The sequence below is a fragment of the Vibrio diabolicus genome (genome assembly GCF_011801455.1).
Lineage (GTDB): Bacteria > Pseudomonadota > Gammaproteobacteria > Enterobacterales > Vibrionaceae > Vibrio > Vibrio diabolicus.
On sequence record NZ_CP042452.1, the window covers coordinates 1,184,762 to 1,208,561 of the forward strand.

The 23,800-nt window shown below is 47.5% G+C and carries 19 protein-coding genes and 1 pseudogene; 6 read left to right on the plus strand and 14 right to left on the minus strand.

Annotated features, from left to right (window positions below):
• Nucleotides 1-2: 2 nt before the first annotated feature.
• The 8 genes from cyoA to FR741_RS20575 form a co-directional block, all read right to left on the minus strand.
• Nucleotides 3-884, minus strand: coding sequence for a ubiquinol oxidase subunit II (gene cyoA, locus FR741_RS20540; RefSeq protein ID WP_005388604.1), 882 nt, complete (start codon nucleotides 882-884; stop codon nucleotides 3-5).
• Nucleotides 885-1,675: 791 nt separating this feature from the next.
• The gene (locus tag FR741_RS20545) at nucleotides 1,676-2,434 is read right to left on the minus strand and encodes an SDR family oxidoreductase (protein WP_074190874.1); all 759 of its coding nucleotides are present in this window, start codon (nucleotides 2,432-2,434) and stop codon (nucleotides 1,676-1,678) included.
• A 110-nt stretch (nucleotides 2,435-2,544) separates the two neighbouring features.
• A complete protein-coding gene (mmsB, locus tag FR741_RS20550) occupies nucleotides 2,545-3,450 on the minus strand; it encodes a 3-hydroxyisobutyrate dehydrogenase (RefSeq protein ID WP_005390978.1) in 906 nt (301 codons plus the stop codon).
• Nucleotides 3,451-3,461: 11 nt separating this feature from the next.
• A complete protein-coding gene (locus tag FR741_RS20555; RefSeq protein WP_048625200.1) occupies nucleotides 3,462-4,601 on the minus strand; it encodes an enoyl-CoA hydratase/isomerase family protein in 1,140 nt (379 codons plus the stop codon).
• Nucleotides 4,602-4,609: 8 nt separating this feature from the next.
• Nucleotides 4,610-5,395 (minus strand): enoyl-CoA hydratase, encoded by a 786-nt coding sequence (locus FR741_RS20560; RefSeq protein ID WP_167427594.1) that lies wholly within the window; start codon nucleotides 5,393-5,395, stop codon nucleotides 4,610-4,612.
• Nucleotides 5,396-5,433: 38 nt separating this feature from the next.
• The gene (locus FR741_RS20565) at nucleotides 5,434-6,588 is read right to left on the minus strand and encodes an acyl-CoA dehydrogenase family protein (RefSeq protein WP_167427595.1); all 1,155 of its coding nucleotides are present in this window, start codon (nucleotides 6,586-6,588) and stop codon (nucleotides 5,434-5,436) included.
• Between the two features lie 19 nt (nucleotides 6,589-6,607).
• Entirely contained in the window at nucleotides 6,608-8,101 is a 1,494-nt protein-coding gene (locus tag FR741_RS20570) for a CoA-acylating methylmalonate-semialdehyde dehydrogenase (protein ID WP_167427869.1), read from the minus strand.
• A gap of 23 nt (nucleotides 8,102-8,124) precedes the next feature.
• Complete coding sequence (locus tag FR741_RS20575) at nucleotides 8,125-9,336, minus strand: thiolase family protein (protein ID WP_167427596.1); 1,212 nt, start codon at nucleotides 9,334-9,336, stop codon at nucleotides 8,125-8,127.
• Between the two features lie 276 nt (nucleotides 9,337-9,612).
• Here FR741_RS20575 and FR741_RS20580 point away from each other — a divergent pair, with 276 nt between their 5' ends.
• The 5 genes from FR741_RS20580 (at nucleotide 9,613) to FR741_RS20600 (ending at nucleotide 14,630) form a co-directional block, all read left to right on the plus strand.
• Nucleotides 9,613-9,987, plus strand: a complete 375-nt coding sequence (locus FR741_RS20580) for a MerR family transcriptional regulator (protein ID WP_012842485.1) — start codon at nucleotides 9,613-9,615, stop codon at nucleotides 9,985-9,987.
• 66 nt (nucleotides 9,988-10,053) lie between these two features.
• Nucleotides 10,054-11,223, plus strand: coding sequence for an isovaleryl-CoA dehydrogenase (locus FR741_RS20585; protein ID WP_167427597.1), 1,170 nt, complete (start codon nucleotides 10,054-10,056; stop codon nucleotides 11,221-11,223).
• Between the two features lie 25 nt (nucleotides 11,224-11,248).
• Nucleotides 11,249-12,853 carry a carboxyl transferase domain-containing protein gene (locus FR741_RS20590; RefSeq protein WP_167427598.1) on the plus strand — a complete coding sequence of 535 codons (1,605 nt, stop codon included), beginning with the start codon at nucleotides 11,249-11,251 and terminating at the stop codon, nucleotides 12,851-12,853.
• A 29-nt stretch (nucleotides 12,854-12,882) separates the two neighbouring features.
• Complete coding sequence (locus FR741_RS20595) at nucleotides 12,883-13,722, plus strand: enoyl-CoA hydratase-related protein (RefSeq protein ID WP_167427599.1); 840 nt, start codon at nucleotides 12,883-12,885, stop codon at nucleotides 13,720-13,722.
• The gene (locus tag FR741_RS20600; protein ID WP_167427600.1) at nucleotides 13,722-14,630 is read left to right on the plus strand and encodes a hydroxymethylglutaryl-CoA lyase; all 909 of its coding nucleotides are present in this window, start codon (nucleotides 13,722-13,724) and stop codon (nucleotides 14,628-14,630) included. Before FR741_RS20595 ends, FR741_RS20600 begins: the two co-directional genes overlap by 1 nt.
• Nucleotides 14,631-14,638: 8 nt before the next feature.
• Here the strand turns inward: FR741_RS20600 and FR741_RS20605 are convergent, their stop codons facing one another.
• The 5 genes and pseudogenes from FR741_RS20605 to FR741_RS20625 all read right to left on the minus strand — a co-directional run bounded on the left by FR741_RS20605 (nucleotide 14,639) and on the right by FR741_RS20625 (nucleotide 21,304).
• A complete protein-coding gene (locus tag FR741_RS20605; protein ID WP_167427601.1) occupies nucleotides 14,639-15,190 on the minus strand; it encodes a DUF2301 domain-containing membrane protein in 552 nt (183 codons plus the stop codon).
• A 40-nt stretch (nucleotides 15,191-15,230) separates the two neighbouring features.
• Complete coding sequence (locus tag FR741_RS20610) at nucleotides 15,231-16,109, minus strand: DMT family transporter (protein WP_046873653.1); 879 nt, start codon at nucleotides 16,107-16,109, stop codon at nucleotides 15,231-15,233.
• 211 nt (nucleotides 16,110-16,320) lie between these two features.
• Nucleotides 16,321-19,427 (minus strand): annotated as a pseudogene (locus FR741_RS20615) (FAD-binding and (Fe-S)-binding domain-containing protein).
• A 55-nt stretch (nucleotides 19,428-19,482) separates the two neighbouring features.
• Nucleotides 19,483-20,352 (minus strand): amidohydrolase family protein, encoded by an 870-nt coding sequence (locus FR741_RS20620; RefSeq protein ID WP_167427602.1) that lies wholly within the window; start codon nucleotides 20,350-20,352, stop codon nucleotides 19,483-19,485.
• Nucleotides 20,353-20,410: 58 nt separating this feature from the next.
• Complete coding sequence (locus FR741_RS20625; protein ID WP_005375755.1) at nucleotides 20,411-21,304, minus strand: alpha/beta hydrolase; 894 nt, start codon at nucleotides 21,302-21,304, stop codon at nucleotides 20,411-20,413.
• Nucleotides 21,305-21,458: 154 nt separating this feature from the next.
• On the opposite strand from FR741_RS20625, the gene FR741_RS20630 reads away from it, so the two are divergent.
• A complete protein-coding gene (locus FR741_RS20630) occupies nucleotides 21,459-22,415 on the plus strand; it encodes a GlxA family transcriptional regulator (protein WP_005375751.1) in 957 nt (318 codons plus the stop codon).
• Between the two features lie 37 nt (nucleotides 22,416-22,452).
• Here FR741_RS20630 and FR741_RS20635 read toward each other — a convergent pair whose 3' ends face one another.
• The gene (locus FR741_RS20635) at nucleotides 22,453-23,799 is read right to left on the minus strand and encodes an MmgE/PrpD family protein (RefSeq protein WP_167427603.1); all 1,347 of its coding nucleotides are present in this window, start codon (nucleotides 23,797-23,799) and stop codon (nucleotides 22,453-22,455) included.
• Nucleotide 23,800 lies beyond the last annotated feature (1 nt).

Consider the following 23,800-nt stretch of genomic DNA (forward strand, 5'->3'; position numbering starts at 1 on the left):
GATTATCCTTGGTTTTCAGGCAAACAGTTCATTGAACCAGGATGCTGAGTCACAACGTCGGTGAACAAGAACGGAGGAACGCTAGAGAACAAAGTGACTGGCTCTGCGATACTTGGCGCTGCCAGTGAGCTGTATTGCTCCCAATCTTCAATACGATCAGGGCTCGCCTTCACTTTCTGCACCCAATTTAGGAACGCAGCACGATCAGACATTGCTGAAGCTGTGAACTTCATTTGCGAAAAGCCTTCGCCGCTGTAGTTCGATGCAAAACCCTTGTAGTCACCTTCATGGTTCGCTATCAGGTTAAGCTTGGTTACCATGCCTGGCATCGCGTAGATCTGTGTACCTAAGCGAGGGATGAAAAACGCGTTCATGATGTTGTCCGAAGTCAGTTTGAACTGTACTGGCACATCTTTCGGGAACGCCACATAGTTCACCGTCGCAATGTTTTCTTCTGGATAGATGAACAACCATTTCCAATCGAGTGACACCACTTCGATGGTCATTGGTTTAACATCACTTTCCAATGGTTTGGAGGGCTCTAGTTCATGAGTCGAACGCCATGTGATCGTCGCAAGAATCGCAATGATGATGATTGGAATTGTCCATACCACCACTTCGATTTTGGTCGAGTGTGACCACTCGGGAGCGTACTCTTCTTCAGTGTTAGAGGCGCGGTATCGGTAAGCGAAGTAAATCGTCATTAGAATCACAGGGATTACAACGATCAACATCAGCAAAAGAGCAGTAATAATTAGCTCTTTTTCTTGCACACCAATGGCACCTTTGGGGTCAAGTAAAGCTGAATTACATCCTGAGAGCATAAGTATGACGGACGCCAAACTTCCCCTCGACAAGATGCGTTTATATCTTGAGGCTTCCATTAACTTTCTCGATGGTTGTCTGGTTTCAAAACAAATGCCAATCACAGTAAATAAGAGCTCAGAAACAGCGCAGGGGAAATGTTTGATAAAAAGGCAAAAATTTTGATAAGTAGTTATTCTACTTACAAATTTTTCAGCGCCGTTATCAAGCATCTTAACCAGCTAGAATGAACAATTACTTGCTACGATTGGTATCAAGCTAAGAACCAGTTGTTATAGTCATTAGAATGTTTATGTGTTGAGCATGAGTAACGTCGGGATCAGAGCGAAACAAAACGGAATTGAGTGGAGATCAAAACCACACTATTAGTGTGAGTTTATTGTTACACTTTGAAACACAATGTTACATTTGGCGCATTATGAGGAGTAAAAAGTTAAAGCTCATTAGCCACAACTGGAAACTAACCTTCCATTAATGAAACTCACACTCTTTCAATAGGACATTAACCTCAACACGAACTTCACGTGCTTCAAAGTTAATGTCTTTTGAAACAGACAGTTGCAAATTCATTTTGATGAGACTGACTATCAACTGCATTTACATAGATAGCTTGAGTACGAAGGGGAAATTAAAAGTGGAAAATTGTGATAAATATCAAATTAATGATTTCACTTAGTATTTGAGTGGTATTTACTTCTCATTATTTACTTTTGGCAAACCATTCGCAGGGCGAATCCAAATATGAGTAATAAACACTTACGTTACCCAGAACTGGCTCTCGGAAAAATAGGAAATGTTGAAAGGGAAAGAAGCTTGTCATTCCGGTCTGTGGGACCTAACCCTAGAGCTTTTACATACGAATGCCTCCATCCACTTCTAAAACTCTGCCAGTAAAGTAATCACTCTCAAGAATGTATTTTACTGCATGTGCGATTTCACTTGTTTCACCCATCCTTCCAATTGGGATCATCTTTTCTAGCCGTTCTATGGCTTCTGGTTTCATTTGCTCTGCCATCGCGGTATGTACCACACCTGGTGCAATCGCCGCCGCGCGGATACCGTATCTTGCTAACTCACGGGCCCACGTTGTCGCCATGGTTGCGACCGCCGCTTTAGATGCAGAATAATTGGTTTGACCGATATTCCCTGCTCTCGCGACACTAGAAATATTGATGATAACGCCTTGTGAACCGCTCTCAATCATCTTAACGGCAGCTTCACGACCACACAAAAATGTTCCTGTCACGTTAACGTTCATGACCAAGTTGAATTGATCCAAAGACATCTTACTGATCACGCCGTCTTTTGATTTTACAAGTAACCCATCTCTTAGCACGCCAGCGTTATTGACTAGCCCATTGAGTTGGCCAAAATCTTGGATAACCGCGTCAAACGTGTTTTCAACGTCGATTTCGCTCGTTACATCCACTTGATAAGTCAACGCTTTTGCACTCAGCATTCGGCACTGCTCTTGTGTTTCCATTAAGCCACTAGCGTTTACATCCAATAACGCTAAATCTGCACCGGCTTGAGCAAGCGTAATTGCCATCATTTGTCCAAGTCCTTGCCCTGCACCTGTAATGGCAATGACACTATTTTTAATATCCATAGTTACTGCACTCCATCGCTAATAATGTTCCCTATTTCAAGCCTGTTTAGGTGGTCCGAAATGATGAGTTTTACTTCACCATTTCAGACGGCTTTGTAGCAAAACTCAGTCTAGCCTTTCTTACTCTTGTAAAACTCAAACAAGCTTGAGAAGTCGAGCTCGCCGTGGCCGCTCGCGTTGTGGAAAGAATATAAATTACGCGCCAGTGAGCCCATCGGAACCGAAGAGTGTGTTTGCAACGCCGCATCTAACCCCAAACCGAGATCTTTCAACATGAGTTTGCTCATAAAGCCCGGTTGGTAATCGTTGCTGGCTGGTGCACTGTCCATCACGCCAGGGCAAGGATTGTAAAGCTCCAATGCCCAATTTCGGCCAGAGCTTTGCAGCATGATGTTTGATAACACTTTGGGGTCGAGCCCATGATCGATACCTAGATTTAGCGCCTCGCACGTACCAGACATTAAAATGCCGAGCATAAGGTTGTTACAGATTTTCGCCATTTGACCATCGCCCGCTTTACCGGCATGGAAAACATTTTTTCCCATGTACTGCAAAATGGCATTGGCTTTAGAAAATGCTTCATCCGAGCCACCAACAATAAAGGTTAATGTCGCCGCTTTAGCGCCGGCAACGCCACCCGAAACGGGCGCGTCGACAAACAACACGCGTTTATTTGCCGCTTCATTGGCGACTAATCGCGCAGAGTCCGGATCAATGGTTGAACAATCAATCATCAAGGTACTTGGCGAGACAAGATTGAGGACACCTACACCGCCGTGTAAGTCACCAAGATACACGGAACGAACGTGAGAACCTGCTGGTAGCATCGTGATGACTGTGCTTGCACCATCCACAACTTCCTCAATAGAGCTCGCCACCACCGCACCAAAAGGTGCAAGTTGCTTTGCCGCTTCGCTATCGACATCAAATACTTGCACGTTAAATCCAGACGCTAATAAGTTTTGCGCCATCGGATGCCCCATTCTTCCTAAACCGATAAATGCGATGGTACTCATGATCATTCTCCTTATTGACCTAGTGTTTGTTCACCCAAATCAGCAAGCGGATGTTCGTCATCCGGCCAAAGTGAGGTAAACAAGGTATCGATGACATCTTCATCGACTTCACTGACACTGTTAAACATCCAGTTAGGTTCGCCATCCCGGTCAATAAGCCGAGAACGGACGCCCTCTTTAAACTCACCTAATAAGGCGCTGCGAACCGATAAACTCAGCTCCAAGCGGAAGCAATCTGCAAGTGGTAAGCTGTGGTATTCTTTCACTTGTCTGAAGCAAATATGCGCGGTGATCGGACTGCCCGCGGCGAACGTTTGTTTCGCGTTTTCTATCCACTGACTGTTCCCTTCGATAGCCATGATTCGCTGTGCTATTGCATTAAGATCAAAGCCTTTGCACGCTTCCTCTATCTGATCTAAGTATGGACAAATTTGCGTGGTTGGTTTGCTATCAATAACCTGTTCTTCCATTAATTGTAGTAGCGCAGTTACCAACTCTTTCGCATCTTCTTTGCCCCACTGGAGCCGCTTTAGCTCATCCAGTAAGGTGGGATACTGCTCTTCCAACAGTAACCAATCGGCCAAACCAATAGTGACAGCGTCACTTGAATTCACCATTGAACCTGTCAATCCGAGGAATAAACCCACTTGCGGATCTATCTGGCTTAAAAACCACGTACCTCCCACATCAGGATACAGTCCGATATTGATTTCTGGCATAGCAAGGCGTGATGTTGTTGTCACAACTTTATGGCTGGTTCCCATAAAAAGCCCCATCCCACCACCCATGACAATACCTTCTCCCCAGCCGATAATAGGTTTGTTGTAAGTGTGGATAAGATAGTCACACTCATACTCCAACGAGAAATAGTCCGTACAGAACTCTACGATTTTTTCTTTACTCTCGTTATGCATGACGTGATACATAGCTCGAACATCGCCACCAGCGCAGAATGCTTTTTCTCCAGCGCCGGTTAGTACCACACAAGTCACATGCGGATCATCTTGCCACTTGATAAGCTGATCGTTGAGTTGGACCAACATGTCATACGTCAAAGCATTCAATGAAGCGGTGTTGTCTAACGTTGCGATACCAATGCGGTGCACGCCATCTAAGCACTCTATTTCACTGATGGTTACCATCCCTGCCATGTGGCCTCCTATCGGTTTTTCCATTGCGGTGGGCGTTTTTCTAAAAAGGCGCGAACACCCTCAACTTGATCTTCCGTATCAAAAAGATTCAGAAACAACTCTCGCTCTTTCATTAAGCCGTGCTTAAGTGGCGCAGAGCGCATATTTTGAATGAGCGCCTTACATGCGGCGACAGAAGATGGTGACTGGTTCGCAACAGATTCAGCAAGCTCCAACGCTTTACTTAACGCTTCGCCTTTGGGAACCAACTCCTCAGCCATGCCTAGTTCTTTTGCTTTGTCAGCGCTTACTTGTTCTCCACATAAAACGATGCGCTTTGCCCAGCCTTCCCCTACTAACGCTGTGAGATTTTGGGTACCGCCAGCGCAGGGCAAAAGTCCGACTTTGGCTTCAGGTAAAGCAAGTACCGCTTGCTCTTCAACTACTCGAATATCACAAGCTAATGCCACTTCTAAACCTCCGCCCATGGCGTAACCATTAATGGCGGCAATGGAAACACCACGGAATTCCGAGAGCGTTTCAAAAGCTTCACCAAAGCATCGCGCCATGTCTAACGCAACCGCTTTGTCACCATCAGAAAATAGCTTGAGATCAGCACCAGCAGAGAAAAACTTTTCTCCACTGCCGGTTAAAACCAGTGCGTAGACCTGCTTATCATTGTTAAGTGTGAGTATCAGCGATTTCAGTGCCTTGAGACTCTCTGCTGTCCACGTATTGGCTGGCGGGTTGTTCATCGTCACCACCGCAACGTGATTAGTGATCGTATGTTGAATGGCTTCTTGGGTTAATGGCATATCTGAATCCTTTCTCAATGAGCAAATCCAATACTTCGCTACAGCAAGGCCGATTCCTCAGAGAGCAAACGGCGCGCGATGATCAAGCGCATAATTTCGTTCGTTCCCTCCAGAATTTGATGCACACGCACATCTCTGAAATGACGCTCCATTGGATACTCTTTGATGTAACCATAGCCGCCATAAAGCTGCAGCGCTTGGTCGCAAACCTGAAAGCCTACATCGGTTGCGAACCGTTTTGCCATCGCGCAATAAGCCGTGGCATCCGGGTCATTTCGGTCGAGCTTACTGGCGGCATAGCGCACCAACTGCCGCGCAGCCACTAGCTCTGTCGCCATGTCTGCCAATTTGAATTGTAAGGCTTGAAACTGCGCAAGCGGCTTGCCGAACTGCTTACGTTCTTGAATATACCGTGCCGCCTGATTAAGGGCCTGTTGCGCCGTACCGACGGAGCAGGTCGCAATATTTATACGCCCTCCATCAAGCCCTTTCATCGCAAAAACAAAACCGTGCCCTTCTTCGCCCAGTAAATGGCTAGCTGGAACAACGACATTTTCAAAAGTAACCGCTCGTGTTGGTTGGCTATTCCAACCCATTTTGGGTTCTTTGCGCCCATAGCTGATACCACCTGCTTGAGCAGGAACAACAAATGCAGACACGCCTTTGGCACCCGCTTCTCCGGTTCTCGCCATCACAACCAAAACATCTGTCTCTCCTGCGCCAGAGATAAAGGTTTTGCCACCGTTGAGCACATACTTATCCCCCTTTTTTGTAGCGGAAGTGGTCAGTGCAGCGGCGTCTGATCCTGCGTTGGGCTCGGTTAAGCAATAGGAGCCTAACCATTCCCCCGTAACTAACTTCGGGCAGAACTGCGTTTTGGCTTCATCGGTAGCAAAACTGGCTATCATCCAACTGACCATGTTGTGAATCGTCATAAACGCCGTAGTGGACGTACATCCCATGGCCAGTTGTTCAAAGATAATTGAAGCATCTAAGCGACTCAGCCCTAGGCCACCTTGCGCTTCTGGAGTGTAGAGACTGAGAAACCCCAGTTCTCCCGCCTCTCTCAATACGTCTTTGGGGAAGATCTGTTTTTCATCCCACTCCGCCGCCATCGGTGCTAAACACTCATCGGCAAATTGCTGAGCGGTATCGGCAAATGCACGTTGATCTTCATTAAGTTCAAAGTCCATAAAAGCTCCTTCTATTCACTCAGCGCAGTTGAATGGTCAAATTAGGCCCCGTTGGAATATCGTCATCAAACCAACGTGCCGTCACCGTTTTAGTCTCGGTATAAAAACGTACCGCTTGTTTACCATACGCATGTAAATCACCATAGAAACTGCCTCTCCAGCCTGTAAAAGAGAAAAATGGTAAAGGGACTGGAATTGGCACATTGATCCCGACCTGACCAACTTGAATGTCATGCTGATATTTTCTTGCAGCAGCGCCATTAGCCGTAAAAATGGAAGTGCCGTTCCCGTATGGGTTGCGATTTACTAACTCAATGGCTTCTTGTAACGTATCCACTTCCATGCAAACCAAAACGGGGCCAAATATCTCTTGGGTGTAAATCGACATATTCGCTGTTACACCGCTAAACAAGGTTGGGTCAATCCAGTTTCCATCGGGAAAGCCTTCCACTTCACACTGACTGCCATCCAGTTCACACACTGCGCCTTGTTGTTTGCCATCTTCAATTAGGTCCAATACGCGTTGTTTAGCTTGTTCACTGATGAGTGGGCCATAAGCAGCTTGCTCATCGTCCCAAGGCCCTGGGTGTACTTTCGCCATTGCCTGTTTGAGGTCTGTAATCCATTGTTTTGAATCGCCGACAAATACCGCGACAGAAATCGCCATACAACGTTGCCCCGCCGCCCCAACGGAGGCCCCTACTAGGTTATTCACCACTTGTTCTTTGTTCGCATCAGGCATGATCACCATGTGATTTTTAGCACCAGCAAAAGCTTGAACGCGTTTAAAGTGTTTCGTACCCGTGGTGTAGATATAACGGGCAACAGGAACCGAGCCAACAAATGACACCGCTCGAATGTCAGGATGAGCCAGCAGAAAATCGACTTGGTCTTTGCGACCATGAACGATTTGCAACACTCCTTTCGGCGCGCCAGCTTGCTCAAATAGTTCGGCTAAACGAATAGAGGTCAACGGCACTTGTTCGGAGGGTTTAAGCACAAACGTATTGCCCGCCGCGATGGCGATTGGGAACATCCATAACGGAATCATGGCAGGAAAGTTAAACGGCGTAATGCCGCAACACACACCCAGGGGCTGAATCATTGAGTAACTATCAATATCCGTGGCAACGTTTTCGACGGTTTCGCCCATCATATTGCTGGCAATGTTTGCAGCCTGCTCAACAACCTCTATGCCTCGCCACACATCGCCTTTAGCATCCGCTAAAATCTTACCCGTTTCATGAGAAAGCAGTGTGGCAAGCTCATCATGATGTTCTTTGAGAAGGTGCTGATAACGAAGCATGACTCTAGCACGCTCGGATACTGCCACTTCCTTCCAGGATTGGAATGTCTCTTTCGCATTATCAATGGCGGCTTCCATCTCGTGATCCGTTGAGCAGGGAACGTACGCAATGACATCATTAGTGGCAGGATTGGTCACCTCAACCCAATCCGAAGTTTGAGATTCACGAAACTCTCCACCAATAAACAAGGGAACCAAACGAGTCATCATTTACTCCTTTCTGATTTCAATTAAAGCGGTATTTCAATGCCTATCGCCGTTGCCTCTCCACCACCGATACAAAGTGTCGCAACGCCTCGCATCACTTTTTTGGCGTCTAGATCACCGTCGGTACCTAAAGCTTGTAGCTGACGCAAACTATGAATCAATGTCACCAGAATTCGTGCGCCACTTGCGCCTATCGGATGCCCGAGTGCACACGCTCCGCCTTTAATATTGACTTTGCTCATATCAAGCCCAAGTTCTGCTATCGCGATTTGTGTCACGACAGCAAAGGCTTCATTTATCTCCCACAGATCCACTTCGTCAATTGACCAATCCAACTGGGACAACAACTGTTCAATCGCATAAACGGGAGCCAAAGTATATTCAGCAGGTTTTCTGGCGTGTGTAGCGTGAGACTTGATAACGGCGAGTGGCTCAAGACCTTGGTGGATCGCAGTCTCTTCATCCATTAGAACAAGCGCTGCAGCGCCATCGGAAATCGCACTCGAATTAGCAGCGGTCACCGTGCCTTTTTTATCGAATGCAGGTTTGAGTTGAGGGATTTTATCCAGATCAATCGAGCGCGGGTGCTCATCGTAATCCAACGTTCCTTGTTCAGACTTGGTGTTGAATTCAATCGGTGAGAGCTCGTCTGCAAATAAGCCTCGCTCTTGAGCTTCCAACGCACGTTTTGCCGACATCACTGCCCATTCGTCCATTTGCTCTCTGGTGAACTTAAGCCTGTCTGCGACGTGCTGAGCATAAACACCCATTAAGTGTCCTTCGTACGCATCTTGCAATCCATCGAGAAACATGTGGTCATACGTCGACTGGTGGCCCATGCGCATTCCCTTTCTCGCCTCCCTCAGCAAATAGGGCGCATTGGTCATACTCTCCATACCACCAGCAATGGCAGTTCGAATCGTTCCAGCTTTGATAAGATCGTGCGCCAACATGACGCTCTTCATGCCGGAACCACACACTTTATTGATAGTCGTGCACCCTACACTCATGGGTAAATCCGCACCAATTGCCGCTTGTCTCGCAGGGGCTTGCCCACAACCCGCAGGGAGCACACATCCCATAAAAACTTCATCTACAGATGTCACATTCACTTCGTGCATTGCGGCCTTGATCGCCAGTGCGCCTAATTGGGGAGCGGAGTAAGTTTGCAACTTTCCTTGAAAGCGCCCGATCGGCGTTCTCTTCGCGCTGACAATCCAGATGTCTTTTTCCATGATTCGCATTCCCTTGAGGTATATGTGAACACTAGACTGACTGATGACGCCCTTGCATGACATCGCTTACCAAGTGCTACGCCAGTCTTTGTCGCCCTTTCTCACTGACAAACTTTCATACTGCGATTTCTTGACGTTTACGTAAGCATAGCACTAGCCTTTACAATGAGATGAAAAAACACACCGAGTAGGCGTTTATCTTTCAAAATTTGCGTTCGGCCTTTCCGTTGAAGGTTCGATTTCAGAAACTGGATTTTTATTCGAGGTAAGTATGTTATGGAAAAATACAAGATCAGTGACCTCGCCAAGGAGTTTGATATTACCACTCGCAGTATCCGGTTTTATGAGGATGTAGGTCTGATTGAACCAGAGCGAAAAGGCAACATGCGCGTTTATCAACGCAGAGATAAAATTCGTCTCAAACTGATTTTAAGAGGGAAACGGCTCGGTTTTTCACTGGCAGAAATTCGTGAACTTTTCGAGCTCTATGACATGCAACAAACCGAAGGACAGTTATTGAAAATGCTCAATATCATTGAAGAGAAACAAGCCGTCCTACAACAGCAACTCAATGACATCAGCGTCGTAATGGCAGAGTTGAATGCCGCTAAAGAACGCTGTATTCAAACACTCAAAAGCAAAGAGACATAACCGCTATACTCAAATAGCGACACTGCAATCGGCTTTTCCACCTTACCTCTGATATCGGGAGACGTTATGAAAAGCACCTACGCCCCACTCAATTTCGGACTTGGTGATACCATCGATATGCTCCGAGACCACGTTAATGCCTTTGCTACGGAACATATTGCTCCCATCGCCGCAGATATAGACCGCGATAACCAGTTTCCGAAGCATTTGTGGCCTTTGTTTGGAGAAATGGGGCTGCTCGGTGTCACCGTCGATGAAGAACTTGGTGGTGCAGGCATGGGATACCTTGCTCACGTTGTGGCGATGGAAGAAATCAGCCGTGCCTCTGCCTCCGTCGCTTTAAGCTACGGCGCTCATTCTAATCTGTGCGTCAATCAGATCTTTCGCAATGGCACTCCTTCTCAACGCAAGAAATACCTTCCCAAACTCATCGATGGTACGCACGTTGGCGCCCTAGCTATGAGCGAGCCCAATGCCGGTTCAGACGTGATAAGCATGCAACTGAAAGCGGAGAACAAGGGCGACCATTTTGTACTGAATGGCAACAAAATGTGGATCACCAACGGGCCCGACGCTGACATAGTGGTGCTTTACGCTAAAACGGATGTCAATGCAGGTTCACGAGGTATTACCGCATTCATTGTTGAACGCAACGTCGAAGGTTTCAGCCATGCTCAAAAGCTGGACAAACTAGGTATGAGAGGCTCGAACACTTGCGAACTCGTGTTTAACAATTGCGTAGTGCCGAAAGAGAATATTCTTGGCGAGCTGAATCAAGGCGTCGAGGTGTTAATGAGTGGGCTGGATTACGAGCGCGTCGTCCTCGCTGCCGGACCACTCGGGATAATGCAAGCTTGCATGGACATTGTGGTCCCGTACGTACATGAACGAGAGCAGTTTGGAAAATCCATTGGCGAGTTTCAGTTAGTTCAGGGCAAGATCGCCGATATGTACTCTCGAATGAGTGCAGCAAAAGCGTATGTATATACCGTCGCAGCGGCTTGTGATCGAGGTAACGCAACACGCAAAGATGCCGCAGGAGCGATTCTGTACAGTGCAGAACTCGCCACACAAATGGCACTTGATGCAATACAGTTGCTCGGTGGGAATGGCTACATCAATGAATACCCTGCTGGTCGTTTGCTACGTGATGCAAAGCTTTATGAAATCGGCGCGGGTACCTCAGAGATTCGCCGCATGTTAATAGGCCGAGAACTGTTCGAAGAATCTCGCTAAGGGAACATACGACAAGGAAGTCATTATGGCCATTATCAAAAGTAAAACTAAGCCAACTGACGAGTTATTTCTTTCCAATAAAGCTGCGATGGAAACGTTGGTCACTCAACTGAATCAACACATCGAGACCATCAAACAGGGAGGCGGTGAAAAAGCCATTCAGCACCAGAGGCAAAAAGGAAAACTCCCCGCCCGAGAACGCATCGCGCGCTTGCTTGATGACAACACTGACTTTCTTGAAATCAGCCAGTTTGCCGCCTGGCAAGTGTATGACGAATCCATCCCCTGCGCTGGCGTTATCGCCGGCATTGGTTTCATAGCGGGGATTCAATGTATGGTCATCGCCAACGATGCTTCGGTAAAAGGCGGAACCTACTACCCACTCACGGTAAAAAAACACCTTAGAGCGCAAGAGATAGCCCAACGTTGCCAACTCCCCTGCGTGTACTTGGTGGACTCCGGTGGCGCAAATCTCCCTCATCAGTCCGACGTCTTCCCCGACAAAGAACACTTTGGTCGCATTTTCTTTAACCAAGCGAGGATGTCAGCAAAAGGCATCCCTCAGGTTGCTGTTGTGATGGGGCTTTGCACTGCTGGGGGCGCATATGTTCCTGCCATGGCGGATGTGTCCATTATGGTCAAAGAGCAAGGCACCATATTTTTGGCGGGACCGCCTCTGGTGAAAGCGGCCACTGGCGAAGTCGTGACGGGTGAAGAGCTCGGCGGTGCAGACGTGCATTGTCGTAAATCTGGTGTTGCTGATTATTACGCTGAAAATGATGAGCATGCCCTAATGCTTGCCCGAGAAGCCATTGCCAATGCCAATAGAGCGAAACCGATTAAGCCGGAAAACACCGTGCTACCTCCCCGCTACGATGCTGAAGAAATCTACGGAATCGTGAATGCCAACTTACGACTATCATTCGACGTTCGAGAAATCATTGCCCGCATCGTCGATGATTCTGATTTTGACGAATTCAAAGCCTTGTACGGCAGAACGTTAGTGTGTGGCTTTGCTCGCGTTCACGGACACTTGATCGGCATTGTGGCAAACAACGGCATCTTGTTTTCTGAATCGGCACAAAAGGGCGCGCACTTTATTGAACTTTGCGCCAAACGGAAAACACCGCTTCTCTTTCTCCAAAACATTACCGGATTTATGGTTGGGAAAAAGGTGGAAGAAGAAGGCATCGCAAAACATGGCGCCAAGCTGGTGATGGCCGTCGCTTGTGCTGACGTACCAAAGTTTACCGTAATCATCGGTGGGTCGTACGGCGCTGGCAATTATGGCATGTGCGGCCGAGCTTATGATCCAACCATGATGTGGATGTGGCCGAACGCTCGTATTTCTGTGATGGGCGGAGAACAAGCGGCAGGCGTCTTAACACAAGTTCGAAAAGACGCGAAGGAACGCCAGGGAGAAGCGTGGTCAGAGCAAGAAGAACACACTTTTAGAGAATCGATCATAGACTTGTATGAAACACAAGGACATCCCTATTTTGCGAGCGCTCGGCTATGGGATGATGGAATTATTGACCCCAAACAAACGCGTCAGGTGTTGAGTCAGGCGCTAACGGCAGCATTAAATGCTCCCATTCCTGATAGCGAGTTTGGCGTCTTCAGAATGTAAATATCCAAAGATGAATTAAGGAAGTTAGTATGCAGGAAATACAACCAAGCATTATTCCCAACGCCCAAAGGCAAGATGATGTTCTTTGGCATGTCGATGACAATGGCGTAGCAACCATCACTCTAAACAGAACAGCCAAGCACAATGCTTTTGACGCTTGTACGATCGACTTGCTGATCCACCGCCTAGATTATCTCGCTTTACGAACGGATGTGCGATGCTTGGTATTAAAAAGTAACGGCAAGCACTTTTCATCCGGGGCCGACCTGAATTGGATGCAGTCGATGGCCGACAGCACGAGGCAAGATAATTTCGTTGATGCCCAAAACTTGGCAAGACTCATGGAAACACTAGATTCGTTCCCTCAACCCACCATCGCGGTTGTACAAGGCTCCGCTTACGGCGGCGCGCTGGGATTGATTTGTTGCAGTGATATCGCCATCGCGAGCCAATGTGCTAACTTTTGCTTAAGTGAAGTTAAGCTTGGTTTAGTTCCGGCAACCATTGCGCCTTACGTCATGCGCGCGATGGGGAATCGACAAGCTAGACGCTATATCTTAAGTGGTGAAGTCATTTCAGCCGAGGATGCCGAACGGTTTGGTATTGTGCACGAAGTGAAAGAAGCCAAACAACTTGAAAATGCGGTCGATAGCGTGATCAAGACGTTACTACTTAATAGCCCAGATGCGATGCGCAAAGCGAAAACGCTCTGTCACCAATGTCATCAAAACCCCATCGATCAACAACTGATTCACTATACCAGCAAGCTCATTGCGGACATTAGGGTATCGCCACAAGGCCAAGATGGCTTGCAAGCGTTTCTTGAAAAACGAAGCCCAAGTTGGGTAACCAAATCACAGGACAAGTAATGCAGCCTTCCAAAGTAAATATTGTCGAAGTAGGTCCACGAGATGGGTTGCAAAATGAATCTCCTGTTGCGACCCAGACTAAAATCCGGTTGATCAACTTACTCTCTGATACTGGGCTAACGCATATTGAGGCGGGCTCTTTTGTTTCGCCCAAATGGGTGCCACAAATGGCGGACTCAACAGAGGTCATGAAAGCAATAACAAGGCGAAATCATGTTACTTATTCTGCCCTGACACCAAACCTAAAAGGCTTCGAACAAGCCTTGGAGGCTGGTGCCAATCAGGTCGCAATTTTCACTTCATCATCAGAAGGATTCTGCCAACACAATATCAATTGCTCGATTGCAGAAAGTTTAACTCGCTTCGAGCCTGTAATGCGATTAGCCACCAAACACGGCATCCCTGTTCGAGGCTATCTATCCTGCGTTGCCGATTGCCCATACGACGGTCCGACAGACCCTAGACAGGTGGCGAGCGTGACCAAATCGCTCATCGATTTAGGGTGCTATGAAGTATCCCTAGGCGATACCATCGGCACAGGCACGCCAAATCGAATTGCAGCTATGCTAGAAGCCGTCATGTTGGTTACACCTCTCCCCCTGCTTGCTGTCCATTTCCACGATACATGGGGACAAGCGCTCGCCAATATTCATCAAGCATTGAGTATGGGCATCAATACCATCGACAGCAGTGTCTCTGGGCTGGGTGGATGTCCATACGCTCATGGTGCCTCGGGGAATGTCGCGACGGAGGATGTACTGTATTTATGCCAAGGATTAGGGATCGAAACGGGGATCGACTTGGAGCTGTTAGCAAAAGCTGGCTGGATGATCAGCGAAGAGCTTAATCGAGAGCCCACGTCAAAAGTATCGCTAGCTTTGCGTAACCGTATGACATCTCTAACGTAAGACGTTTATTAAACCTCGTAGTTTGCTTTGATACCGATATCAAAATGAAGTGGCATCCGCCACTTTGATATAGACAGGAAGCCCATAATTAAGCCAGACAACCCTGTCGCAATAGTCGCTACCGTCAGTATTTCGAAACAAAACGCAAAGGTTGCGATGGAAAGTAGCACTGGCACCGCTTTCAAGCCTGGAACTTTAAAACAAAAGGACTCTTTCAGCGCCACACCGGAAAAAGTGACAAAGACAAAACCGAGAGAAAGCCACACGCGGGATAAGTCTGGATCGCTCACCATGAAGAGCAGTCCCACCCAAGTTGACCAGCTGATGACAGTACGCACAGTTTTACTGTAGACATGGATATTGGCTGCAGTTAATACACCTGCAATGGCGATGATCAGCAACACATTTCGATCATAAAATGCCGAACCTTCAATGAGGTGCAAACCCGATATCGTCATCGCGATAAGCCCAAAGGCAAATACGCTAATTCCTAAACGGTATAAACAGACACTTAAAATATCTAAAAAGTCTAGTGACTCCTGATGCTCAGTATTGGCCATGCTTCACTCCTAAATTGTTCCCTACCCACATTTCTTGAAGCTACCTAGGGATAGACAAACGAAATCGACCGCCAGTACGATAAATAATAAGAGAGAATAAGATAAGCACACAGCCTACTAGCTTATTTGCCGTTAGCACTTCGCCATACCACAGCACGCTTAGAATGACGGTCCAAACTGGCTCTAATATCATGATCAAGGCAGCATTACCTGCCTGAACAAATTTTTGCCCCATGGTTTGCATTACGTAACGCAAGCTCGTCGCTAGCAAAGTGCTCAACGCGAACCACCACCAAATGGAGGAGTCAACCTCTGCCGGAAAAGACTCCATAAAGAAAGAAACCAACAAACCTAAACAACCAGCAGAAAAAAGCTGCACGCAAGTAAGCAGCAACACAGGCAATTTTTGAGAATATTTACTGTTCACATTAAAGTGAAGCGCAAGAACCAGTGCCGCCCCAAGAAACCAAAATTGACTGGCCGATTGCTTCCAACCGCCAACTAAAGAGAGACAGGCGAGACCTAATACCGCGATAGGCAAAGAAAGCCAGAAAATTCGTTGTGGTCGTTGACGAAACATAACCCACGCAACAATCGGTACAAATAGCATGGAGAGACTCATGATAAATGCGCCTTCCCCGAGCGTGTCGCTGATGGAGATGGCGTAAATCCATGTCATAACGGCACTGCCTAACAGGAGCCCGACACCACCAGCAGAAAGCACATCTTTCAAATTCGCTTTGAGCAAAGGTCGATAGCACAACGGCAGCAGACAGAGCGATGCAATAGTAAATCGCGCTCCGATAAAGCCGAAAGGTGGTAAGCCCTGTATTGTTTCCTTAGAAAAGATCCAACCAAGTGCCGCGATCATCGTTGTCGCAACCAGAATAACCGTCGCTTTGCGTTCTGAGTTAAACATAAGTACTCACAAAATATGGAACACAGTATCGCAGCAAGGGAAGTTTGCTGCGCTGTTGTATCAATTTGAAAGGAGTTTCTGTCGAGCGGAAGTGAAAGCCCGATTCTCTCCTGTGTTGTTGTTAAGCAGATTGAAGTTCTGCGGTCGGATACATTAAAGGCAGGCAAAGTCTTAAGGCAAGCGTTTTCGTATACTAAATTGCCTAAGCATCTTATGCATTAAACAAACTGGCTAAAACTTGGACCGGATGTCGAACTACCTCTCCTTCAAAACGCTTAACTTGACTGCGACAGGAATACCCCGTTGCTAACACACGCTCAGTGGGCAGGTTCTTTATATTCGGTTTCCAACTCAGCTGATAAATAGCTTCAGACGTACTTTTCTTATCCACTTCATGGCCGAATGTCCCCGCCATACCGCAACATCCCGTAGGTATCACATGCAGCTTTAAGCCAAAGTAATGAAAAATAGACTGCCAAGATTTCTCAGTCTCCGGTATTTTGGTCTTTTCTGTGCAATGCGCCATCAAATACCAAGGCTCTTCGTCTGATACAATTACTGGCGGCCATTCATTGAGTGTATCCACCAGCCACTCATGAGCCGTATAAACTGTAAATTCGCCCCGCTTTTCTTTTAGAGCCTGACGGTATTCATCACGATAACAAAGCACTAAGGCTGCATCGATACCGATCATAGGAATTTCAAGCTCAGCAACTTGTTTGAGAAAATCCGAGGTGTTTTGTGCATTTCTGGCAAATGCCTTAAGGAAACCTTTTACATGTTGAGCTTTCCCATTGGGTTTGAAAGGCAGAACAACAGGGTGTTTCCCTAACCGCTGCAATAACTGAATAAAGTCCGCAACCAACTCGGCTTCATAAAAGCTGGTAAATGGATCTTGAACAATCAAGACGTAATTTTGCTTCACTTCTGGGGAAAGCGATTCTAGATACGCAAAGTCGAACGGGCTCACGCCAAGTGCCTGACATCGACTTTGCAACGTAGGGATCGATAGCACTGGCGAATCAACAAAACCGATGGATGTCTCTAATACCTGCGTAACAGGCCTACTAGATGCAATTCGATTAACCAGCTTGGGGGCTTTTGCCATAATCGGCAGCAGTTGCTCAATATTCGACACCAGATAGTCGCGCAGAGGTCTGCGATAACGCGAGTGATAGACGTGTAAAAACGCGCTCTAAAATCAGGTACATCAACTTTAACAGGGCACTGACTCACACACGCTTTGCACGCTAGACAACCGCTCATCACCTCATAAACTTCATGCGATAGGTCATCAGATGCGGGGCGAGATATCAGTTGACTCAGCTTCTGAGCCAAAAGCTTAACCGATAACGTTTGATTGAGAAGTTGCTGTTCGTTAGCGAGCAAATCGAAGCCACTGTCATTAAGGCGACGCAGCCATTCACGCATTATCCCCGCCCTCCCTTTCGGAGAGTGGCGACGATCGGCTGTTACTTTAAATTCACGCATTATCCCCGCCCTCCCTTTCGGAGAGTGGCGACGATCGGCTGTTACTTTAAATGATGGACACATTGGGCTATCAGCATCGTAATTAAAACACAGCCCATTGCCATTGCAAGACAGCACGGGCTTAAGCGACTCTCGGACTTCTACGGGGATCTGACGATCATAGTAGCCACGCTTAGTCGCTGTGACTTTTACCATTTCAGCATCGCTATTCAGTGGCGTGCAAATCTTCCCCGGGTTCATTTTATTGTCGGGGTCAAATGCCGCTTTAATACGCCTTAATTCAGTAAAGAGCTCATCACCAAAGAAGGCTGGTCCATATTCTGAGCGATATCCTTTACCGTGCTCTCCCCACATTAAACCATTGTATTTTGCCACCAATGCGACCACATCATCGGACAGTTGATGCATCAACGCTTCTTGTTCGGGGTCACACATATCGAGCGCTGGACGCACGTGAAGAACGCCTGCATCCACATGCCCAAACATGCCATAATGCAGGTTATTGCGGTCTAGCAACGTACGAAATTCCGCGATAAAGTCCGCCAAATTTTCAGGCGGTACACAGGTATCTTCCGCGAATGCAATCGGCTTTGCCTGACCTTTGGTCGCGCCAAGCAGCCCAACCGCTTTCTTGCGCATACCATAAATGGCTTGGATGTCTTGGGGTTCACGACAGACTTGATAACCTATGATACCACTGCGTCGGTGAGCCATTTCTTTATCGAGAATTGAAAGTAAGCGTTCAACTTTATCCTCAATATCATCGTCGTGACTGCCTGCGAACTCGACAAAGTTAATCCCTTGCATCTCTTTGCCCCGCACATCTGAGATCGCATGTTTTACCGAGTGCCAGACAATGTCTTCTCTTGCAAGATTAAGCACCTTTGCATCAACCGTCTCTACCGATAGCGCCTCTGCTTCGACCATCAAGGGAGCATTTCGCAATGCAGAATCAAAGCTATCGTATTTAACGTTCACTAACCGTCGCGTGGTAGGTATTCGCGTAAGATTGAGCTTGGCTTCAGTGATAAAAGCTAACGTACCTTCAGAGCCACATAATATTCTCGTGACGTCAAACTCTTCACTCTTGTCGTTGATGGCATTTTTTAGGTCATAACCAGTAAGAAATCGGTTCAGAGGAGGAAACTTATCCAGAGTCTGTTGACGCTTGTCTCGACAAACTTCCTCCGTAATTTTTAACGCTCGCGATACTGCATCACTGTTTAACCATTTGTTTTGTTGAATTGCTTCGGTATCGAGCACCGAACCATCCGCCAATACGGCTTTGAGCGCCAACACATGATCCGAGGTTTTACCATACTGCAAAGAGCCTTGGCCTGATGCATCGGTATTAATCATCCCACCTAATGTTGCGCGGTTGCTGGTCGACAGATCTGGCGAGAAGAAATAACCATAAGGGCGAACGATGTCGTTGAGTTGATCTTTGACTATCCCTGTTTCCACTCTCACCCAGCCTTCCTGCTCGTTAATCTCTAACACTCGATTCATGTAGCGAGACAGGTCAACCACAATCCCCGAGTTCAATGATTGTCCGTTGGTGCCCGTTCCGCCTCCTCTGGGCGAAAAGGTCAGGTGCTTAAATTCATCACGTGCACTGACCTTGCCAAGTATTACCACATCATGATGGTTGGCAGGAAAGACGACCGACAACGGAAGTTGCTGGTAGACGCTGTTGTCAGTCGCCATACTCAATCGAGTGGTATAGCGAGCATCAGTATCCCCCTTGAAACCAAGCTGTTTAAGGGTGTTAAAGAACTTGATAACCACAGGATCAGAGGAAACCTGTAGCGGAAGTGCAGGAAGCATAATTTGAATCGGTGCCTTACGGTTGTCTTTTTAGGTTCGTAACATGAATGCGGAGTTAAAAGTGGTAGAGGCGCTTGGGGTTATCGACCAGAATCTTGCCAAACAGTGTCGTATCTTGCGTCCAGTGCCACAAGGTATCTAATAGCTGGCCATCATTTGGCATCTCAGCAGCAAAACATGGATGAGGCCAATCCGAGCCCCAGACGCATTGCTCTTCATTCGCTTCTAACAAAGCTTGAGCAAACGAAGAAACGTCATCATAAGGCGGAGATTGAAGCGACAAACGATACGGCGCCGACAATTTTGTCCACACTTTCCCTTCGGCCTTAAGCTTCAATAAGGTTTGAAAACCAGGATGAGAAATCAGCTTGTTTGTTGGCATATGTCCAAGATGATCAATCACTACGGGCACGGGTAAAGCCCTTAATCGGCGATATAAGTCATCAAACTGCGAAACATCAATTAAGCATTGAAGGTGCCAGTGTCGCTCTGCAAGGCGAGCCGCTAAACGTTCAACATCTCGCCACTCAATACCACCTTTAAACAGCAAATTCATCCGCACCCCACAAAATCCGGCTTCTTGTAGCTCATCCAGCGTTTGCTCGGACACATCCGCATCCACGACCGCGACGCCTTTGTAGTCGTAACCTTGCTGGCGTAAATACCGTAATGTATCAAGATGCAACTGGTTGTCATTGCCATACACACTCGGCTGAACCAGCACGCCATGACGGATGCCTAATTGCTGGTGCAAATGCAGGTACGCGCCGACGCTGGCATCAGGTGGTGTGTAGGTTCGCGTTTCACAGTACGGATAACGTGAAGAAAAAACGTGGGCGTGACAATCAACCGCGCCTTCAGGAATCGCGATTGTTGGTTTATTTACAAATGGGTCAGCCGCTTCACAAAATGGAATTATGCTCATCGAAAATCATCCTGTCAGAAAGGTAGAGGTGCCATCAACGAAAGCACCTCTTAAAGACTTAACTGAAGTTCTCACTCAACCAGTTCGCGATCACGCCAGAGAACTGAATAAACTTAGGATCGTCGTCCAACATCCACTCGGTGTGACCACCTTCCGGCAGTAAGAATAGAGATTTCGGCCCAGGGTATTTCGCGTACAGCGACTTGGCTTCGGTCACTGGGTGAAGGTCGTTTTCAGCACCGTGCGCAATCAAGATTGGCGCGTCTGCAAATCGCTCATCCAGTAGAGCTTCCGGTTTGAAATTGATGAGAGAATCCGCAAAATCCAGATCAGATGTCACTCCGTAGCCCGGCGCTTTGACCAGTTCAGTGAATACATATTCGCGGCTTACTGGATCAAGCGGGTAGATTTCAAATGGATCAATCCCCTGCTTTTCTCCACCAAGAGCAAGACGTGTACGCTCTTCTAACATAAATTGACGGAACGCTTTCCAGCCGTGCTCGCCACGTTGAGCAACCTGAACACGTACCGCATCATAAAAGCCGTTCATGGAGATAAGTCCATCAATCGCATCTTGGCAAACTCGGTAAGCATCAAGAATTAATCCCCCCGCCATGCCCCAGCCAGCCAGTACGACTTTGCGGCCTTCCTCGTCAGCGCGCTGTTTCACAACCGCAACCGCATTAGCGATGTCGCGTACTTGTTCATCCAGGATAACTCGCTCACGAATACCCTCAGATTCGCCAAAGCCACGGTAGTCAAATCCGAATACCGTAAAGCCCTTCGCAGTTAAGGCTCTCGCGTAACGCTCTGGGTGAATATTTTTTTGCCCAGTAAAGCCTGAGCAGACAATAACGATCGGTAAGTCTGGGTTGTTAACGTTCTCGTCAGTAAAGAAAGCGCCATCAAGGCGTAGACCATCACTAATTACTGGGGCTTTTTGTTCAATCATAATTATCTCGTCCAAATGAATGTGTATGCTCGACAAAGAACTCCTTGTCTTAAGTCACATCATGTTCGAATTTTGATAGCAATAATTTAACAATTGCGACATTCTTATCCAGAAATACGACATAGATGAACTGCCCACTTGGTGACCACAGAGAATGAAAACGACACACACGTATCGCATTGGTTTTTTCCTTATTCCTGATTTTTCGATGCTCTCTTTTTCGGCAGTTATCGAACCTCTTCGAATGGCAAATCGCCTCGCTGGTTGCGATTTGTATCAGTGGGATATTTATGGATTCGAAGATAAAGAAGTGTCGGCCAGTAATGGCGTTTCATTCTCGCCAACGCAGTCAGTCAACAACATTGCTCATTTAGACTTACTGCTGGTTGTAGCGGGTATTGGCGCCCACGTTGCTGCCGCGAGTGGCTCGGTGAATCAGTGGTTAAAACAGGCGCTTCGTCAAGGCATCGCCGTGGGCTCGACTTCGACAGGCAGCGTGTTGCTAGCAAAAGCTGGCCTGTTAAAAAACAAAACGTGTACCGTGCATTGGGAGTCCGCCAACAGCCTGGCAGAGGAGTTTCCAAACATTAACGTGACCAGTGAGTTGTACGAATTCGACCCACGCACACCAACTTGTTCGGGCGGCTTAGCCGGTTTGGATATGATGCTTCATTTAATTACAAACCAACATGGGAGCGACTTGGCGAATCAAGTGGCTGAGCAATGCATTCACCCTGCGATTCGACCGGCGCATGATAAACAGCGGATGTCGTTAATCCGTAAACACAACATCCGCCACCCGCGCCTGCTCGACGCTGTAGAGATCATGGAAGCCAACATGGAAGAGCCGCTAAAGTGCTATGAAATTGGCGAACAAGTAGGATTATCGGTCAGGCAGATGGAAAGATTATTTTTGCAATACTTGCAAGACAAACCAGGTAATTACTACCTTCAATTGCGCTTAGAACGTGCTCAACATTTGTTGTTGCAAACCATGCTGTCCATTACTCAAATCAGCACCGCTTGTGGGTTCAGTTCTACATCGTATTTTGCGCGCTGCTACAAGAAACGCTATGAAAAAACGCCGCGTGAAGAGCGACGTTTAGCTTAAGGTTGAGTAAAAGAAAAGAAGTTCGATCTCTTCGATCTCATCGTGATGTGTCAGACGGCTTATCAGACAAAGTGCCTTGGTAAAGCAGTGATAGCCAAGCAAGTACCTGCTCTTTACTGGCTTTATCAAGTTGCAAACAGCCCTCTTCTATCGCTGACACGCGCGAAGCGGACAATTCTTTCTCTGCCAAAGTGCGAAACTTACCTTGCATCTCGTCTCGACTGAGAGGATTTTCAGGATTACCTCGCGCAATACAGGGAGGCGAAGTCAGTTTGTCGCCATTTTTCAACGTCACCACGACATGCGCCCAGCGTTCGGCTGGAAACTTATCATTGTAAGCAGGCTCTTCAATTAACTTCATCCGCTCCGTAATTGCCAAGCGAGCAGGATCTTTCAGTCCTTTGGTAACGGCTTCTACCGTGACCGTATTATCCATGACCACACTCGCGACTGAAAATGGCAAACTGTACTGAGCCTGCTCGGTTGTCTCAGGGCGCTTGGTATGCAGGCACACCGCCTGGTGAAAGCTGTGAACTTCGATAAGTTCAATCTCATCAGGTTTTAGTTTATTTTCTTGTTGCAGTGCTCTCACCGCTTCAACCGCAGGTTGAGCCCAACGACAAACCGGATACGGTTTAAAGTATTGCTCCAGAATATACCAGCGCTGCCCTAAATCTGCCCACAAAGCGTGAGTTTGTTGGTCCAGCAGAGTCACGGCTGGCGCGCCAGTAAATCCTTCTTCTGCCAGCTCTGCACTGGCAAAGCCCGCCATTGCTCCCCAGCCAGAGCCGTCTTTGAGCATGGTTGGATGTTCAATACAACGCATCATTTGGCTGCGTGGACCATAAAACTCAGCAATGCCGAGCGCATGCTCTGTTTGTGCCTCCGTTAATTCTTTTCTTCTTGCAGATACTGCGGCGACGCCCAGCGCATTCCAAGCACCAGAAGTATGGTAGTCACAAGCGGTTTGATGCAGCGCGATTCCGGCGCGAGTTGCTATTTCGTAGCCAATGACGAGGGACGTTAATAACTCTTCTCCCGTAACTGCTGACTCATGCATACTGGCGAGCAGCCCCGGCAAAACAGCAACGCCTACATGGCCTTTCGTCAGGACTTGGCCGTCGTGCGCGTCCATACTGTCAATCAACATGCCGCCATATAGAGTCGCCCCACAACCACTGGCCGTGTGATCAGAAAACAGCATCGGCGTATCGCCGGCAAACTGCTTCTGCGCGAGTTTGGCTACCATATTTTGCAGCTGCGTCGCTTTACCAGCTGCGGCGACACCTAACAAATCCAAGACGCAATATTTCGCTTGTTCAATAACGTCAGCAGGAAGCTGTTCAAAGGTTAATTCGTGAATAAATCGATGAATAGATTGCATA

Excerpts from the sequence above, each read along its gene's own strand:
- cyoA (WP_005388604.1), bottom strand. The coding sequence starts at position 884 with ATGGAAGCCTCAAGATATAAACGCATCTTGTCGAGGGGAAGTTTGGCG.
- FR741_RS20545 (WP_074190874.1), bottom strand. The coding sequence starts at position 2,434 with ATGGATATTAAAAATAGTGTCATTGCCATTACAGGTGCAGGGCAAGGA.
- mmsB (WP_005390978.1), bottom strand. The coding sequence starts at position 3,450 with ATGAGTACCATCGCATTTATCGGTTTAGGAAGAATGGGGCATCCGATG.
- FR741_RS20555 (WP_048625200.1), bottom strand. The coding sequence starts at position 4,601 with ATGGCAGGGATGGTAACCATCAGTGAAATAGAGTGCTTAGATGGCGTG.
- FR741_RS20560 (WP_167427594.1), bottom strand. The coding sequence starts at position 5,395 with ATGCCATTAACCCAAGAAGCCATTCAACATACGATCACTAATCACGTT.
- FR741_RS20565 (WP_167427595.1), bottom strand. The coding sequence starts at position 6,588 with ATGGACTTTGAACTTAATGAAGATCAACGTGCATTTGCCGATACCGCT.
- FR741_RS20570 (WP_167427869.1), bottom strand. The coding sequence starts at position 8,101 with ATGACTCGTTTGGTTCCCTTGTTTATTGGTGGAGAGTTTCGTGAATCT.
- FR741_RS20575 (WP_167427596.1), bottom strand. The coding sequence starts at position 9,336 with ATGGAAAAAGACATCTGGATTGTCAGCGCGAAGAGAACGCCGATCGGG.
- FR741_RS20580 (WP_012842485.1), top strand. The coding sequence starts at position 9,613 with ATGGAAAAATACAAGATCAGTGACCTCGCCAAGGAGTTTGATATTACC.
- FR741_RS20585 (WP_167427597.1), top strand. The coding sequence starts at position 10,054 with ATGAAAAGCACCTACGCCCCACTCAATTTCGGACTTGGTGATACCATC.
- FR741_RS20590 (WP_167427598.1), top strand. The coding sequence starts at position 11,249 with ATGGCCATTATCAAAAGTAAAACTAAGCCAACTGACGAGTTATTTCTT.
- FR741_RS20595 (WP_167427599.1), top strand. The coding sequence starts at position 12,883 with ATGCAGGAAATACAACCAAGCATTATTCCCAACGCCCAAAGGCAAGAT.
- FR741_RS20600 (WP_167427600.1), top strand. The coding sequence starts at position 13,722 with ATGCAGCCTTCCAAAGTAAATATTGTCGAAGTAGGTCCACGAGATGGG.
- FR741_RS20605 (WP_167427601.1), bottom strand. The coding sequence starts at position 15,190 with ATGGCCAATACTGAGCATCAGGAGTCACTAGACTTTTTAGATATTTTA.
- FR741_RS20610 (WP_046873653.1), bottom strand. The coding sequence starts at position 16,109 with ATGTTTAACTCAGAACGCAAAGCGACGGTTATTCTGGTTGCGACAACG.
- FR741_RS20620 (WP_167427602.1), bottom strand. The coding sequence starts at position 20,352 with ATGAGCATAATTCCATTTTGTGAAGCGGCTGACCCATTTGTAAATAAA.
- FR741_RS20625 (WP_005375755.1), bottom strand. The coding sequence starts at position 21,304 with ATGATTGAACAAAAAGCCCCAGTAATTAGTGATGGTCTACGCCTTGAT.
- FR741_RS20630 (WP_005375751.1), top strand. The coding sequence starts at position 21,459 with ATGAAAACGACACACACGTATCGCATTGGTTTTTTCCTTATTCCTGAT.
- FR741_RS20635 (WP_167427603.1), bottom strand. The coding sequence starts at position 23,799 with ATGCAATCTATTCATCGATTTATTCACGAATTAACCTTTGAACAGCTT.